Below are 14,920 nucleotides of genomic sequence, written 5' to 3'. Positions count from 1 at the left end.
GCTTCTACAGTCCAAATTTTGGGGAGCAGTTCATGGCAGGTGGTTCCTGCCCAGAGCGCTGGAGAATTACTTCGCGCGCACCGGAATGCCGGTGAAGGTCGGCTTCAAGGTCTCGGCGAAGAAGTCCTCGCCCTTGTCATCGACAACGATGAAGGCCGGGAAGTCCTCGACCTCGATCTTCCAGATCGCTTCCATGCCCAGTTCCTCGTATTCGAGCACCTCGACCTTCTTGATGCAATCCTGGGCCAGGCGTGCCGCCGGGCCGCCGATGGAACCAAGGTAGAAGCCGCCGTGGGTGTTGCATGCGTCGGTGACCTGCTTGGAGCGGTTGCCCTTCGCCAGCATGACCATCGAGCCGCCGGCAGCCTGGAACTGGTCCACGTAGGAGTCCATGCGGCCTGCGGTGGTTGGGCCGAAGGAACCCGAAGGCATGCCTTCAGGGGTCTTGGCAGGACCTGCGTAGTAGACCGGGTGGTCCTTGAGGTACTGCGGCATTTCCTCGCCAGCATCCAGGCGTTCCTTGACCTTGGCGTGTGCGATATCGCGGGCCACAACCAATGGACCGGACAGCGACAAGCGGGTCTTGACCGGGAACTTGGTCAGCTCGGCCAGGATTTCGCTCATCGGCTTGTTCAGGTCGATCTTGACCACCGAAGAGCCACCGGTGCCGGTGACGCCATCGGTCTCGTCGTCGTGCGCGGCCAGGGCCGGGTGGTCCTCCGCCGGCATGAAGCGGGCTGGATCGGTTTCCAGCTGCTCGACGAACAGTCCCGCTTCGGTGACCTTGGCCAGCATCTGGCGGTCAGCCGAGCAGGATACTGCGATGGCCACCGGCAGCGAGGCGCCGTGGCGAGGCAGGCGCACCACGCGCACATCGTGGCAGAAGTACTTGCCGCCGAACTGCGCGCCAATGCCGAAGTGGCGGGTCAGCTCAAGGACCTTGTCTTCCAGCTCGGTGTCGCGGAAGCCGCGGCCGGTCATCGCGCCTTCGGTCGGCAGCGAATCCAGGTACTTGGCCGAACCGTACTTCGCGGTCTTCAACGCCATCTCGGCCGAGGTGCCGCCGATGACGATGGACAGGTGGTACGGAGGGCACGCGGCGGTGCCCAGCGAACGCAGCTTCTCATCGAGGAACTTCAGCATCGAGTTCTCGTTGAGGATCGCCTTGGTCTCCTGGTACAGGAAGGACTTGTTGGCCGATCCGCCGCCCTTGGCCATGAACAGGAACTTGTAGCTGGTGTCAGCGCCGTCCTTGGTGTTCGCGTAGAGGTCGATCTGCGCCGGGAGGTTGTTGCCGGTGGCCTTCTCTTCCCAGGTGGTGATCGGAGCCAGCTGCGAGTAGCGCAGGTTCAGGCGGGTGTAGGCATTGTAGATGCCGCGCGAGAGCGAGATCTCGTCCTGCTCTTCGGTCAGCACGCGCTGGCCGCGCTTGCCCATGACGATCGCGGTACCGGTGTCCTGGCACATCGGCAGGATGCCGCCGGCGGCGATGTTGGCGTTCTTCAGCAGGTCCAGGGCGACGAACTTGTCGTTCGGGCTGGCATCCTCGTCGTCGAGGATATTGCGCAGCTGCTGCAGGTGGGCCGGGCGAAGGTAGTGCGAGATGTCGTGCAGCGCGGTCTCGGCCAGCTGCTCCAGTGCCTGCGGCGCGACCTTCAGGAAGTTCTTTCCATCCGGGCCGGCGACAACTTCGACACCTTCGGAGGAAATCTTGCGGTACGGGGTGGTATCTTCGCCAATTGGCAGAAGATCCTCGTAACGGAATTCAGGCATGCTCAGTCCTTGATTCAATCGTGTGTGCTCATCTGCCATTTTAGGCCTTTACCCCGAATTAACCGCATTCGGCGTTTGCACCTGGGGGTTTATCGCGACATGCTGTAGTACATGAGCAACGAGAACACCTCCGCCGCCGCTGAAGGCCAAGAACCAGACCAGGTCCCGGATGCGATCATCGAAACGCCAATGGACAAGCAGCGGGCACAGCCCAAGACGCATTTCGAAATGATGCTGCAGGCCGGGCTCAACAAACCTGAGCTGTCCGGCTCGGTCATCGGCGCTTTCATGAGCGCCGAGGTGTATTTCCTCTCCCGTGAAGAGGTCACCGGCGAGAACAAGAATGCCCAGCCGATGATGCTGACCAACCCTTCCGGCGAGGCCGTGGTAGCGGTCTTCACCACCTTGGAGCGCATCCCCTCCTCGTACATCGACATGGCGCCCTACGGCGTGAAGGTCCAGGGCGCCACCGTGGTGCGCGCATTGGAGAACACCGGCTTCGTGGTGAACCCCGGCGACGAGCTCAGCTTCGAGGTCCCGGCCGATGGGGTGGCGATCCTGCGCGAGCAGCTGCTCAACGAGAAGCCCTCCGAATAGGCATTGCGTAACTTTGGCCACGATTTTCCGTGCCGTTTTCCGGTGCGCGGGATTCGTGGGATATGCTTTTGATGCCCGGGCCGTCAATAGGCCGCTCGGTGCACTGCGGGCGTAGCTCAATGGTAGAGCGCTAGCTTCCCAAGCTCGATACGCGGGTTCGATTCCCGTCGCCCGCTCAAGCGAACGCCGGGGCACCAATGGTGCTCCGGCGTTGTTGGTCTGCTGATAGCCAGCGAAGGAGCACGATGACCGGAGTCCTCGAAGGCTTCTCCATCATTTGGGTTGTCATTCTCGTCGGCTACTTGGTGGGCCGCACCGGGGTGCTGGGCGAGCAAGGCCGCCATGTGCTCAGCCGGGTCACCTTCTTCGTGGCCAGCCCCGCCCTGCTGTTCACCACCTTGGCCGAGTCCGATCCGGTTTCCGTGCTCGGGCCGCTGCTCTGGGTTGCCGCCCTGTCCGCGGCGCTGACCGCGGTGCTCTACTACCTGGCGACGGCCCGGATGCTCAAGCGCCCGGCCTCGGAAAGCATCATCGCGGCAATGTCCGCCTCCACGGTGAACTCCGCCAACTTGGGCCTGCCCATCGCGTTGTACGTGCTCAGCGACATGTCCTACGCGGCCCCGATCATCCTCTTCCAGCTGGCCCTCTACCAGCCGATAAATCTGGCGATGCTGGATGCCACCACCTCGCGGCACCGCACCACCCCGATCGCTTTGCTGCTGGCCACCGCGAAGAACCCGATGATCATCGGGTCGCTGCTCGGCTTGGCCGTCGCGCTGACCGGCATCGAATTGCCCTCCATCGTGCTCGAACCGATCGACCTGATCGCCGGCGCCTCGATCCCCGCCATGCTCATGGCTTTCGGCATCTCCTTGGTGGGTTCCAAGCCGCTGGAAAAGAAGTCGGGCCGCCGCGCCGATGTGCTGATCGCCGCCGGGGCCAAGCTGCTGCTCCACCCGTTCCTGGCCTGGGCACTGGCCTACTGGGTATTCAATCTGCGTGGCGAGCTGCTGGTGGCGTCGGTCATCATGGCCGGCCTGCCAACTGCGCAGAACATTTTCGTGACGGCCATGCGCTATGACCACGGGGTGGTAATCGCGAAGGACACGGTCCTGGTCACCACCATCTGCGCGATCCCGTTGATGATGCTGCTGGCGATCGTCCTCGGAATTTAGCGTAACTTCCACCTGCAGGAATAAGCGATCATCACTAGAGTGTTCAGTAGGACAACAGCTTTTATCCACTCCCCTAGCGAGGTCACCATGAAGCGCACCGCACCACTGCTGGCTACTGCCGCAATTATCGCCCTGTCACTGAGCGCCTGCGGCTCGGCAGGCCCATCGACCTCCGCAAGCGAATCCGGTGGCGCCAAGTCCTCGGCGGACACCGGAGCCACCTTGAAGAAGGTCCAGGATTCGGGCGTGCTGACCGTGGGCACCGAAGGCACCTACCGCCCGTTCTCCTACCACGAGGGCAACGAGCTGACCGGCTACGACGTCGAGGTCATCGAAGCCGTCGGCGAGAAGATGGGCGTCGAGGTCAAGTTCCAGGAAACCCAGTGGGACGCGATCTTCGCCGGACTGGATGCCGGGCGTTTTGATGCCATCGCCAACCAGGTCTCGATCAACCCGGAACGCGAAGAGAAGTACCTGTTCACCGAGCCTTACACCGTCTCCACCGGCGTGGTGGTGACCAAGAGCGATAACAGCGAGATCACCTCCTTCGAGACGTTGGAGGGCAAGACCACCGCGCAGTCGCTGACCAGCAACTTCTACGAGACCGCCAAGGCCGCCGGCGCGAACGTCGAGCCGGTGGAAGGCTGGGCCCAGTCGATCACCCTGCTCAAGCAGGGCCGTGTCGATGCCACCGTGAACGACAAGCTGACGTTCCTGGATGCGCAGAAGACCAACCCGGATGACAGCATCAAGATCGCTGCCGAATCCGAGGAGAAGAGCGAATCCGCTGTAGCCCTGCGCAAGGATTCCACTGAACTGGCCCAGGCCATTGACACCGCGCTCGAGGAGCTGCGCGCCGAGGGGGAACTGGCAAAGATCTCCGAGAAGTACTTCGGCGAAGACGTCAGCAAGTAGCAAACACTATAAGTAGACTGGCTCCACACGTAAGAACGCGTGGAGCCAGTCTCATTTGCGCAAAAGGTAGCCCATGGATTCGAAATGGCAGTTATTCCTCGACTCGCTCGGGCCGTTAGCCCTCGGGGCGATCACGGCAACCATTCCGCTGGCCCTGATCAGCATGGCCTTGGGCCTGGTCATCGCCTTGCTGATGGCGCTGATGCGGATCAGCAAGAACCGGGTCATCTCCTCGATTGCCCGGATCTACATCTCCATCATTCGCGGCACGCCGCTGCTGGTGCAGCTGTTCGTCATCTTCTACGGCATGCCTTCGGTGGGCCTGACCATCGACCCGTGGCCTAGTGCCATCATCGCCTTCAGCCTGAACATCGGCGGTTACGCCGCTGAAATCATTCGTGCCGCGATCCTCTCGGTCCCCCAGGGCCAATGGGAAGCCGGCTACACCCTGGGCATGTCGCGCACGCGCACCCTGTACCGGCTGATCTTGCCGCAGGCCACCCGGGTGGCTGTGCCGCCGCTGTCGAACTCCTTCATTTCCCTGGTCAAGGACACCTCGCTGGCCTCCACCATCCTGGTCACCGAAATGTTCCGCAAGGCCCAGGAAATCACGGCCTCCACCTACGAGTTCCTGCTGCTCTATTGCGAGGCCGCAGCCATCTACTGGGTCATCTGCCTGGTACTTTCGGCCCTGCAAAACTCTGTTGAAGGAAGGCTTGAAAAGTATGTCGCCAAGTAATTCCGCCCTGCTCTCCGTCACCGCCCTGCATAAGGCCTTCGGCGAGAACCAGGTGCTCGAAGGCATCGACTTCACCGTGCATTCCGGTGAAGTAGTTGCACTGATTGGCCCGTCGGGCTCTGGCAAGACCACCGCCCTGCGTTGCCTGAACGGCCTGGAAATCGCCGATGCCGGCACCGTCGGATTCGCCGGCGGGCCGGAAGTTTCCTTCAGCGCCGGGATGAAACCCAAGGCCGCACAGATCCTGCGCAAGCGTTCGGCGATGGTGTTCCAGGGACATCACCTGTTCCCCCATCTGACGGTGCTGCAGAACGTGAGCATCGGGCCGATCGAGGTGCAAAAGCGTCCCAAGGACCAGGTCCTGGCGCAGGCGAAGAAGCTGCTGGCCCGCGTGGGCCTTGAAGCCAAGGCCGACGCCTACCCGAACTCCCTGTCCGGCGGCCAGCAGCAGCGCGTGGGCATTGTCCGCGCGCTGATGCAGCAGCCGGATCTGCTGCTCTTCGACGAACCCACCAGCGCACTGGATCCGGAGCTGGTCGGCGAGGTGCTCACGGTCATCAAGGAATTGGCCCAGGAGGGCTGGTCCATGGTGCTGGTGACCCACGAGCTGGCCTTCGCCCGGGATGTGGCCGACACCGTGGTGTTCATGGATGGCGGGGTGGTCGTGGAGACCGGTCCGGCGGCCAAGGTGCTCGGCACGCCTGCCAACCCCCGCACCCAAACTTTCGTCCAGCGTCTGTTGCACCCGTTCTAAAAGCAATAAAGTGAAGCCATGACCCAGGAAACGAATACTTTGCTGACCAGCCTCGTTGAAGGCTACAACTTCGAATCCGATTGCTTGGAGCTCGGGGCTGCACTGATCGGCGGCAAGGCCGAGCCAACCGCGCAGGTCCGCCTGCCGTTGAAAATGCTCAACCGCCACGGCCTGATCGCTGGTGCCACCGGCACCGGCAAGACCGTCACCTTGCAGACCATGGCAGAACAGCTCTCTGTGGCCGGGGTTCCGGTTTTCCTCGCCGATGTCAAAGGCGATCTGAGCGGCCTGGCGCAGCCTGCCGAACCGTCGGAGAAGCTCAGTGCCCGACTGGCCGAGCTCGGCCACGAATTCGTTGCGCGCACCAACCCGGTCGAGTTCCTCAGCCTGGGTGGCAATGGGCAGGGCGTCCCGGTACGCGCCAGCGTGGACGCCTTCGGCCCGATTTTGCTGGCCCGTGTCCTGGAACTGAACGAAACCCAGGAAGAATGCCTGCAGCTGATCTTCCATTACGCCGATTCCAATAAGCTGCCGCTGGATGACCTCAGCGACCTGAAAGCTGTCATCAGCTTCCTGCTCAGCGACGACGGCGCCCCGGCGCTGGCCGCCCTGGGCGGCGTCTCCTCATCCACCGCATCGGTGATCCTGCGCGGCATCACGATCATGCAGACCCAGGGACTGGACCAGTTCTTCGGGCAGCCGGAGTTCGATACCGCGGACTTCTTGCAGGTGCGCGACGGCGCGGGCGTCATCAACATCCTGGAACTGCCCTCGGTCAGCTCCCAGCCAATGCTTTTCTCCACGTTCCTCATGTGGCTCCTGGCCGACATGTTCGAGGACCTGCCAGAAGCCGGGGACCTGGAGAAGCCCAAGCTGGTGTTCTTCCTCGACGAGGCCCACCTGCTCTTCAAGGATGCGACCAAGGCGTTCACCGATGCGATCATCAACACCGTGCGCCTGATACGCTCCAAGGGCGTGGGCCTGTTCTTCATCACCCAGTCCCCGACCGACCTGCCCGATGAGGTGCTCGGCCAGCTGGGTAACCGCATCCAGCATGCGGTGCGCGTGTTCACCGCCAAGGACCAGAGCGCGCTCAAGCAGATCATCAAGACCTTCCCAACCGGTGAGCTGGACCTGCAGGAAGCACTGACCCAGGCCGGTGTCGGCGAGGCTGTGGTCACCGTGCTGGGCGAGAAAGGTGCACCGACCCCGGTAGCGTGGACCAAGATGTCCTCGCCGGGGTCCAACATCGGCCCGGCCTCACCTGAGGTGATGGCCCAGGTCCGTGGCACTTCGACGCTGGCTGCGCAGTACAGCGCCGCAGTGGATCGTGATTCTGCCCGCGAAATGCTCGAGGCCAAAACCCGGGCCGCGGCGCCGGAGCCAGCGACTGCTCCCGAGCCGGCGAAGGAGCCACGACGGGAAAGCGCCCCACGCCAGAGCCAACCGCGCCAAGAAGAGAACCCGATGATGGACATGGCCATGGGCGCCGCCAAGGTGCTTGGCCGCGAGCTGATCCGCGGCTTCTTCGGCAACCGCAAGCGCCGCCGTTAGTAATACCTGGCTCTTCCAGCACGCCGTTTTCGGTCTGGGCCCGGAAACCAGATAGCCTAGCTACTGATGAACACTCGTAATTCCACGCCGATCTCCGCTGCCCGCCTGGCTCTTCGCTGGGCATTGGCTGCAGCGGCTGTCGTCTTTCTGGTCATTGCCGGAACGATCGCCGCCAACCGTACGCTCTTCTCCCCCCAGCACCAGGTGCAGGCACTGCAGCAGCATCTGGCCAGGGGCGAAGGCGCCGAAGCCCTGGGCCTGATGCAGGCCCAGGTCCCGCAGGGCGATGCTGTTGCCCTGGATGGGGACGTGCTCAAGCGCACCCAGGCCGGAATTACGGATTTCTCCACCGACAAGGCCCAGGCGGTAGAGGGCGATGAGCAGTTGCGCACCGTCACCGCGCATTACAAGGCCCACGGCGTGGACAAGGAATCGACCTACACGCTGCGCCATGCCGGCAAATCCTGGCTGCTGTTCGACAAGTGGGCCTTCGAGCCAAGCACGCTGCCCAGCGTGAAGATCAAGGCCAACACCGTCAACGAGGTCACGGTCAACGAGCAGAAGATCCCGTTATCGGCTGGCGTGAGCACCCTTCCGGTGTTCTACCCCTCGATCCTCGACGCGAGCTTCAGCACCAAGAACTTTGCGGCCGACACCCGCGGGATGGTGGTCACCAAGCCTGCCAAGGAGCCGGTGGAGATCGCGCTGAAGACCGAGCCGACCAAGGAATTCATCGCTGCCATCAATGCCAAGGTGAAGAACTACCTCAACGAGTGCGCCAGCGAGCAGGTGCTGATGCCTGCCGGATGCCCGTTCGCCTACAGCACCTCGGCGCGCGTGGACCCGGCAACCATCGACTGGTCCATCGCGAAGTACCCCACCATTGAAGTGAACTACTACAACGGCGCCTGGGTGCTGTCCCCGCTGAAGGCCACCGCCACCTTGACCCTGACCGAGCAGGATCTGCGCACCGGCGCCAAGGCCAAGAAGACCGTCAAGGATGACTACTCCTTCACCGCGCAGCTGACCACCAGCACCACCGAAGTTTCCGTGGTTCCGGTGGCCGGCGGCGAACAGGTGGCCGGCTAGCGTCCGAGCAGTTCGCGGAACTGGCTGCGCAGCGGCACCGCGTTGGTCTTGAACTTCTGCCAGACCACCAGCGCTGCCAAGCTGGCGGCCAGCGACAACCCGGCGCCAATGGTCACGGCGATCTGGATCCCGAACAGTTCAGCGAACCAGCCGATCAGCGGCGAGCCGATGGGCGTACCGCCCATCACCACCATCAGGTACAGCGCCAGCACGCGCGCCCGGTACTCCGGGGGCACCGAGGTCTGCACCATGGTGTTGCAGCTGTTCAAGAAGGTCAGCGACCCCAGTCCCACCGGGATCAGCACCAGCGCGAATGCGATGTAGTTGGGCATCCACGCACTGGCAATCCCGGCGATGCCGAAGAACACGCCGCCGCCGATCAGGAAGCGCCAGCGCGGAGCCGAACGCCGGGCGGCGAACAGCGCCCCGCCAAAGGTGCCCACGGCCATGATCGAGCCCAGGATGCCGTACTCCCCTGCTCCTACCCCGTAGACCTCGGTGGCCATCAGCGCGTTGGTCATCTGGAAGTTCAGCCCGAAGGTGCCGATCACGCCGGCCAGGAAGAAGATCAGCACCAGATCCTTGCGGTTCTTCACGTAGGCCAAGCCCTCGCGCACCTGCCCCTTGGCGCGCGCGACCGGTTTGGAAGGGTTCAGTGCGTCCTTGCGCATGAACGCCAGCGAGAAAATCACCGCGAGGAATGAGGCGCCGTTGAGCAGGAACGCCGGTCCGGTGCCCACCAGCGCGATGACCGCACCGGCCACGCCGGGCCCGGCCAGCCGGGCCAGGTTGAAGTTGGCGCTGTTCAACGCCACCGCGTTGGCCAGGTGGGTGCCGGGAACCACCTCGGAGACGAACGCCTGGCGTGCCGGGGCGTCGAAGGAGGCGCCGATGCCCAGCATCGTGGCCAGCACGTAGACATGCCACAGCTGCGCCGTGCCGGTAACCACCAGCAGGCCCAGGACCAGGGCGCAGACTCCCATGAAGCTCTGCGTGAGGATCAGCAACCGGCGCTTGTCGAAGCGGTCGGCGATCAGTCCGGCATAGGGGCCCAGCAGCAGCACGGGCAGGAACTGCAGGCCGGTGGTGATGCCGGTGGCCACTGCATCATGGTCGGTGAGCTCAGTGAGCACCAGCCAGTCCTGGGCCACGCGCTGCATCCAGGTTCCGATATTGGAGACCAGCGCACCGATCACCCACAACCGGTAATTTGGTACTTCCAGTGCACGGAACATTTTCGACGCCATAGCTACCGCCAGATCCCTCCGGCTCCTCCCGCCCTCCAGTCTAGCCACCCGGGCAGGAAAATGCTGAGGTTTCCTCAGATTCTTGCTGTGGCGCTGCCCCGGCGTTCGCCGCCGGGCACGCAAAAGGCGCACCATCGCTGGTGCGCCTGATGCATGCTTCGGGCCGGGGCTAGTTCACGCCACGCAGGTCAAGGAGCAGTTCATTCTCGCCCTCTGCGTCCAGCACCACCGGGATGCCCCAGTCCTGCTGGTACAGGTGGCAGGCCGCGTGATCGGGAATCTCGCCGCCCGGTTCGCCATCGCAGGCCGCCGCGCGGGCGGTAATGTGCAGCACGCCCTCGGCCACCTCCGGATTCAGTTCCAGGGTGCGGGACAGGCCCACCGAGGTGCCGGCGCCGTCGAGGATCAGTTCCTCCGGGCTGGCCGAGATCTTCAGCTGGGTCGGATCGCCCCAGCGGTCATCGAGCTTCTGCCCCTTGGGTGCGGCGAAGCGGACCAGGATCCCGTGCTTGCCGGCCTGCACCCGGGTCTTGGGGCGCTGGGTCTGGCTGGCGCCCTGGTCGACCACCAGTGCTTCGGCAGGGATCGGGATGCGCACCAGCTGGTGGGAGTTGGTCTCCACGACCAGCAGCACCGGATCGCCGTCCACGGTGGTGTCCACCAGCACGTCGGCCGGTTCCTTCAGGCCCTTGGCCAGGGTGGAGACAGTCTTGGTGGCCGGATCGAAGCGGCGCACCGCGCCATTGTAGGAGTCGGCGATGGCAATCGAGTGGTCCGGCAGCACGGCCACGCCCAGCGGGTGCTGCAGGCGCGCCTGCTGCGCATCGCCATCGCGGAAGCCGAAGTCGAACAGGCCGGTGCCCACCGCGGTGTTCACGCTCTTGGCCTTGCCTTCTTCAACCTCGATCCAGCGCAGGGCGCTGGTTTCCGAGTCGGCGATCCACACGTTTTCGCCATCCAGTGCCAGGCCCGAGGACTGGGCGAACCAGGCCTCATCCGGCGCGCCATCGGTTAGGCCTTCCAGCCCGGTGCCGGCGAAGACCGACACGGCGCCGGTGCGCGGATCGAAGGCGAAGATCTGGTGGGTTCCGGCCATCGCGACGATGACCTGCCCCGATGGGTGGTAGAGCACATCCCATGGGGACGAGAGCGAAATATTCAGCGCATCGGTGCCCAGCTCGGTAGGCTGGACTTCTTGGCGGGCGTTCTCCGAATCCAGCAGGCGCTGCACGCCGTTGCCGGCCAGGGTGCCCACGGCGCCGGTGGCCAGGTTCACCGAGCGCAGGCGGTGGTTGACGGTGTCGGCGACGATCACGTCGTAGCCGACTTCGGCGGCCAGTTCCGCCGGCAAGGCGGCCAGCCCCTGCAGTTCGTTGAACTGCGCGGTGGCAGCGTCCCCGTCGGCATAGCCCTTGACCCCGGCGCCGATGGTGCGCACCACGGTGGACAGGTCGCCGGCCAGTTCGACCAGGCGGTGGTGGCCCGAATCGCCCACCAGGAAGTTGCCGTTGGCTAGGGCGATCGCCTTGCCCGGGAAGCGCAGGTCGCCCTCGCGGGCTGCCGGTGCCACGTACGGACCGTTGCCGCGGTGCAGCGTGCCCTTGGCTTCGTGCTCGGCTACCAGTTCCTCGACCAGCGAGCCCAGGCCCTGGGCGTGGCCCTCGCCGGACAGATGCGCGACGATGTAGCCTTCGGGATCCAATACCACCAGGGTAGGCCAGGCGCGGGCACCGTAGGCCTGCCAGGTGACCAATTCCGGGTCGTCGAGCACCGGGTGGTGGATTTCGTAGCGCTCCACGGCGGCGGCCAGCGCATCCGGATCCGCTTCGTGCTCGAACTTCGGGGAGTGCACGCCGACGGTGACCAGCACGTCCTTGTACTGCTCCTCTAGCGGGCGCAGCTCGTCGAGCACGTGCAGGCAGTTGATGCAGCAGAAGGTCCAGAAGTCCAGGAGCACGATCTTGCCGCGCAATGCGTCCAGATCCAGTTGCTTGCCGCCGGTATTCAGCCAGTTGCGGCCCAGCAGTTCGCTGGCGCGCACCTTGTAATTGGCGCGGACGGATTCGGAAGTGCTCATGGTGATCCTTTCGCTGTCGCCGCGGCTGCGGCAATTCGAACCTCAATTATCTGCCACCGCGGCCCGCTGGGGCTAACGGTGTTAAGCAACATTGAGAAAAGTGTGAAACTCGCTCACGGTCTGCTGGTGTAACCGCAGGCCCAGGGCTTCTATTCCCTGCCGGGGCGGCAAGCTAGGGCAGCTGCGCGAGCACGGTGTCCATGATGCCGGTGGCCACCTGGTTGAAGGCGGCATCCTGCAGCGAGGTCGCCGAGAGGAAGGAGACCATCACCGCATACTCCCCGGTGCTCTTGATCAGCACCAGCGAATCCTGCGCATACTGCCCATCACGGCTGTAGTACAGGGCCGAATCGGCATCCTGCACGCCCGGATCGGAGAATGCCAGGGTCTCGCGGTAGTCCAGCCCGTTGAGCTTCACGCTCTTGCATTCCTCCAGGATGGTGGCCACGTTCGCATTGTGCGCCGCCACCTTCTCCGCCCCGTCGCCGAGCTTGGCCACCTCCACCGACCCGGTGATCGACTGGTTCTCGTTGGTGAAGTCGGTGCGCGCCGCCTCGGTGCCCAGCTGCACCGGCGACCAGTTCAAGTCCTCGATCGGAGCCGAGCATTGGGACGGCAGGACCACCAGGTCCTTGAGCGTATCGGTAGGCGGCGTGGCCAGGGATTCGAGGTCCTCGCCCTGGATCTTGGCGCTGGAGGGGAAGCCGAGCTCGGCGGCCATCACTGCGCCGGCCGTGGTGGCCACCTGCGCGGTGGTCATTTCTTCCGGCTGGGCAGGCTCTTGCGGCTCTTGCGATGCGCTGGGCGTCGCGGTGCCCTGCACGGCGATCTTGTGCGTTTCGTCCTGCGGCATTTCGGATTGCGCGGAGCAGGCGCTTGCGGCCAGCAGCGCGCACACCGCCAGGGAGGCGGCGAGGATTTTCTTGGTGCTAGGCACGTGGGTCCCTTCGGTCGGCTTGCTTGAAGCGGGCGAACATTTCGTTGTAGGCAGCCAGCTCGGCGTCGTTGTCGCGCTCGGCCTGGCGGTCGTAGCGCTTGGTGTCCTTCTTGTCCTGGCGCAGCCACGAGATGACCACGAAAATGGCCAGGACCAGGGTCGGCACTTCGCCGATCGCCCACATCGCCCCGGCACCCACCACCTGGTCTTCCAGTGCGGTGCCGCCCCAGGTGCGGCCCATGTTCCCGAAGTAGTCCGGGGCCAGCAGGGTTTCGGTGCTCATCAGCGCCACCCCGAAGAAAGCGTGGAAGGCGACGGTGGCCAGCAGCACCACCAGGCGCATCGGGTACGGGTAGCGCTTGGGGACCGGGTCGGCGTCCACCAGCGACAGCGCGAACAGGTATCCGGTGAGCAGGAAGTGCAGGTTCATCAGCTCGTGGCCCGCGTGGTAGCGCATGGCCGGTTCCAGCAACGGGGTGAAGTAGAAGACGACGATCGAGCCGGCGAAGTTCACCGCAGCGAAAATCGGGTGGGTGATGACCTTCGAGTAGCGCGAGTGCACCAGGTAGAGGATCCATTCGCGCGGGCCGCGGGTGCCGTCGACGCGCGATCCCAGCACCTTGAGCAGCAGCGTGACCGGGGTGCCCAGGACCAGGAAGATCGGCACGATCATGGTCAGCGACATGTGGTCGACCATGTGGGTGGAGAACTGGATCTTGCCGTACACGGCCACCGCGCCGCTGGTCACGTAGAACAGCGCGAAAAGGCCCACGATCCAGCTGGCCAGGCGCAGCACGCTGGGCTTGTCGCCGCGGCGGGCCAGCTTGATGAAGGCCCACAGGTACACGGCCAGGCCGAACAGGCACACGGCCACCCAGATCCAGTCCATGCGCCAGGTGGTGAACCACGCGGCGGTATCCGGGGCCGGCGGCAGATCGTAGCCGGTGAGCAGGCGGGCCGGGGTCGCTTGCACCGGAGGCTCATCGGAAGTCGGCGGAGCGGTGCGCGCCAGCACGGTCGCCACCGACATCACCGCAGCCATCAGGATGACCTCGCCGGCCACGACCTGCCAGGCCGCGCGCAGCGCCGTGAACTTGCCCTCCAGCAGCCGCGGGATCACCATGCGCCGGTGCCACAGGCCCAGTGCGCCCAGCCCCAGGGTGATCAGGATCTTCACGATCACCAGGATGCCGTACGGGGTCAGCCACTGGTCCCAGCCGGTGATGCGGATCACCGCCGAAGCCAGGCCCGAGCCGATCATCAGGAACACCGCGAAGGTGGCCAGCGCGGAATAGCGCTTGAGCACCACCCCGGCCAGCACCTGCCCGCGTTTGCGTCCCGGCGCTTCGCCGGCCAGCGTCGGAGCGAGCAGGGCCAGCACCATGATGCCGCCAAACCAGAGCACCACGGCCAGCAGGTGCAGGCCGATGGAGTTCACCGCGGCGAAGTGGTCGTCTCCCCCGGCCGCGTGGCCGATGAAGGCCAGCGGCAGGATGCCGAACAGCGAGAAGAATGCGCTGAGCCCCACCGTGGTCCTGGAGCGCGCGGCCAGGGCCAGCGAACTGGTGATCGCTGCGATCACCACCATCCAGGCCCAGGCCCGCCCGCTGGTGATCGACAGGATGTAGTCCAGGATCGCGGCCGAATACTGCGGATCCAGGCTCATCGGGATGCCGGCCAAATCCCAGAAGGTCAGCAGCATGACGGTGGCCGCGGACAGGGTCCACACCACCGCGGCCCCGGCGGCGATATTCATCGTGCGGGCGAACGCCGGATGGGCTTGGCCTTCGGCATCGCCGGTCACCTTGGCGGCCCGCGGGATGATCGCCGCACCGAAAACCAGCGCGGCGATGCTCAGCGACATCGAGGCATGGTGGATGGCCCGGGAGATGGGCAGCGACCAGCGCACGAAAGCCCCGGGATCGGCCAAATCCGCCGGCCGGGCGATCCCGGTGAACAACACCGCCGCCAGGAAGGCCACCGCCGCAGCGAGGATTCCGGGCAGGATGAAGCGGGTGACTGAAACCGTGCGCTGTGCTGTATCCATAACCTTCTCATCATCT

Annotated in this window: 12 protein-coding genes and 1 tRNA gene; 8 read left to right on the top strand and 5 right to left on the bottom strand. The window is 64.6% G+C overall.

Annotated features, from left to right (window positions below):
• Nucleotides 1-66: 66 nt before the first annotated feature.
• A complete protein-coding gene (locus CQ012_RS14365) occupies nt 67-1,773 on the bottom strand; it encodes a fumarate hydratase (protein ID WP_105662528.1) in 1,707 nt (568 codons plus the stop codon).
• A 111-nt stretch (nt 1,774-1,884) separates the two neighbouring features.
• Between CQ012_RS14365 and CQ012_RS14360 the strand changes: the two genes are divergently transcribed.
• From CQ012_RS14360 to CQ012_RS14325, 8 genes are all read left to right on the top strand, one after another.
• Nucleotides 1,885-2,370, top strand: coding sequence for an SseB family protein (locus CQ012_RS14360; RefSeq protein ID WP_105662527.1), 486 nt, complete (start codon nt 1,885-1,887; stop codon nt 2,368-2,370).
• A gap of 105 nt (nt 2,371-2,475) precedes the next feature.
• Nucleotides 2,476-2,546 (top strand) — tRNA-Gly (locus CQ012_RS14355).
• A gap of 69 nt (nt 2,547-2,615) precedes the next feature.
• The gene (locus CQ012_RS14350) at nt 2,616-3,545 is read left to right on the top strand and encodes an AEC family transporter (protein WP_105657023.1); all 930 of its coding nucleotides are present in this window, start codon (nt 2,616-2,618) and stop codon (nt 3,543-3,545) included.
• An 87-nt stretch (nt 3,546-3,632) separates the two neighbouring features.
• Nucleotides 3,633-4,460, top strand: a complete 828-nt coding sequence (locus CQ012_RS14345; protein WP_105657024.1) for an amino acid ABC transporter substrate-binding protein — start codon at nt 3,633-3,635, stop codon at nt 4,458-4,460.
• A gap of 73 nt (nt 4,461-4,533) precedes the next feature.
• Nucleotides 4,534-5,199 (top strand): amino acid ABC transporter permease, encoded by a 666-nt coding sequence (locus tag CQ012_RS14340; protein ID WP_105657025.1) that lies wholly within the window; start codon nt 4,534-4,536, stop codon nt 5,197-5,199.
• Nucleotides 5,186-5,953, top strand: a complete 768-nt coding sequence (locus tag CQ012_RS14335) for an amino acid ABC transporter ATP-binding protein (RefSeq protein ID WP_105657026.1) — start codon at nt 5,186-5,188, stop codon at nt 5,951-5,953. The genes CQ012_RS14340 and CQ012_RS14335 overlap by 14 nt, the downstream gene beginning before the upstream one ends.
• A gap of 18 nt (nt 5,954-5,971) precedes the next feature.
• Nucleotides 5,972-7,507 (top strand): helicase HerA-like domain-containing protein, encoded by a 1,536-nt coding sequence (locus CQ012_RS14330; RefSeq protein ID WP_105657027.1) that lies wholly within the window; start codon nt 5,972-5,974, stop codon nt 7,505-7,507.
• A gap of 66 nt (nt 7,508-7,573) precedes the next feature.
• Nucleotides 7,574-8,596, top strand: a complete 1,023-nt coding sequence (locus CQ012_RS14325) for a zinc ribbon domain-containing protein (protein WP_105657028.1) — start codon at nt 7,574-7,576, stop codon at nt 8,594-8,596.
• On the opposite strand, the gene CQ012_RS14320 is transcribed toward CQ012_RS14325, so the two are convergent.
• The 4 genes from CQ012_RS14320 to CQ012_RS14305 form a co-directional block, all read right to left on the bottom strand.
• Nucleotides 8,593-9,831 carry an MFS transporter gene (locus tag CQ012_RS14320; protein ID WP_105657029.1) on the bottom strand — a complete coding sequence of 413 codons (1,239 nt, stop codon included), beginning with the start codon at nt 9,829-9,831 and terminating at the stop codon, nt 8,593-8,595. The genes CQ012_RS14325 and CQ012_RS14320 overlap by 4 nt on opposite strands.
• 181 nt (nt 9,832-10,012) lie before the next feature.
• Nucleotides 10,013-11,920 carry an NHL domain-containing thioredoxin family protein gene (locus tag CQ012_RS14315; protein WP_105657030.1) on the bottom strand — a complete coding sequence of 636 codons (1,908 nt, stop codon included), beginning with the start codon at nt 11,918-11,920 and terminating at the stop codon, nt 10,013-10,015.
• Nucleotides 11,921-12,092: 172 nt separating this feature from the next.
• On the bottom strand, nt 12,093-12,857 hold the full coding sequence (locus CQ012_RS14310; RefSeq protein WP_105657031.1) for a hypothetical protein: 765 nt from the start codon (nt 12,855-12,857) through the stop codon (nt 12,093-12,095).
• On the bottom strand, nt 12,850-14,904 hold the full coding sequence (locus CQ012_RS14305; RefSeq protein WP_105657032.1) for a bifunctional copper resistance protein CopD/cytochrome c oxidase assembly protein: 2,055 nt from the start codon (nt 14,902-14,904) through the stop codon (nt 12,850-12,852). Before CQ012_RS14305 ends, CQ012_RS14310 begins: the two co-directional genes overlap by 8 nt.
• Nucleotides 14,905-14,920 lie beyond the last annotated feature (16 nt).

The sequence above is a fragment of the Arthrobacter sp. MYb214 genome (assembly GCF_002979865.1).
GTDB lineage: Bacteria > Actinomycetota > Actinomycetes > Actinomycetales > Micrococcaceae > Glutamicibacter.
Note: the sequence above shows the minus strand (reverse complement) of the source record. Positions and strands in the feature narration are given on the sequence as shown.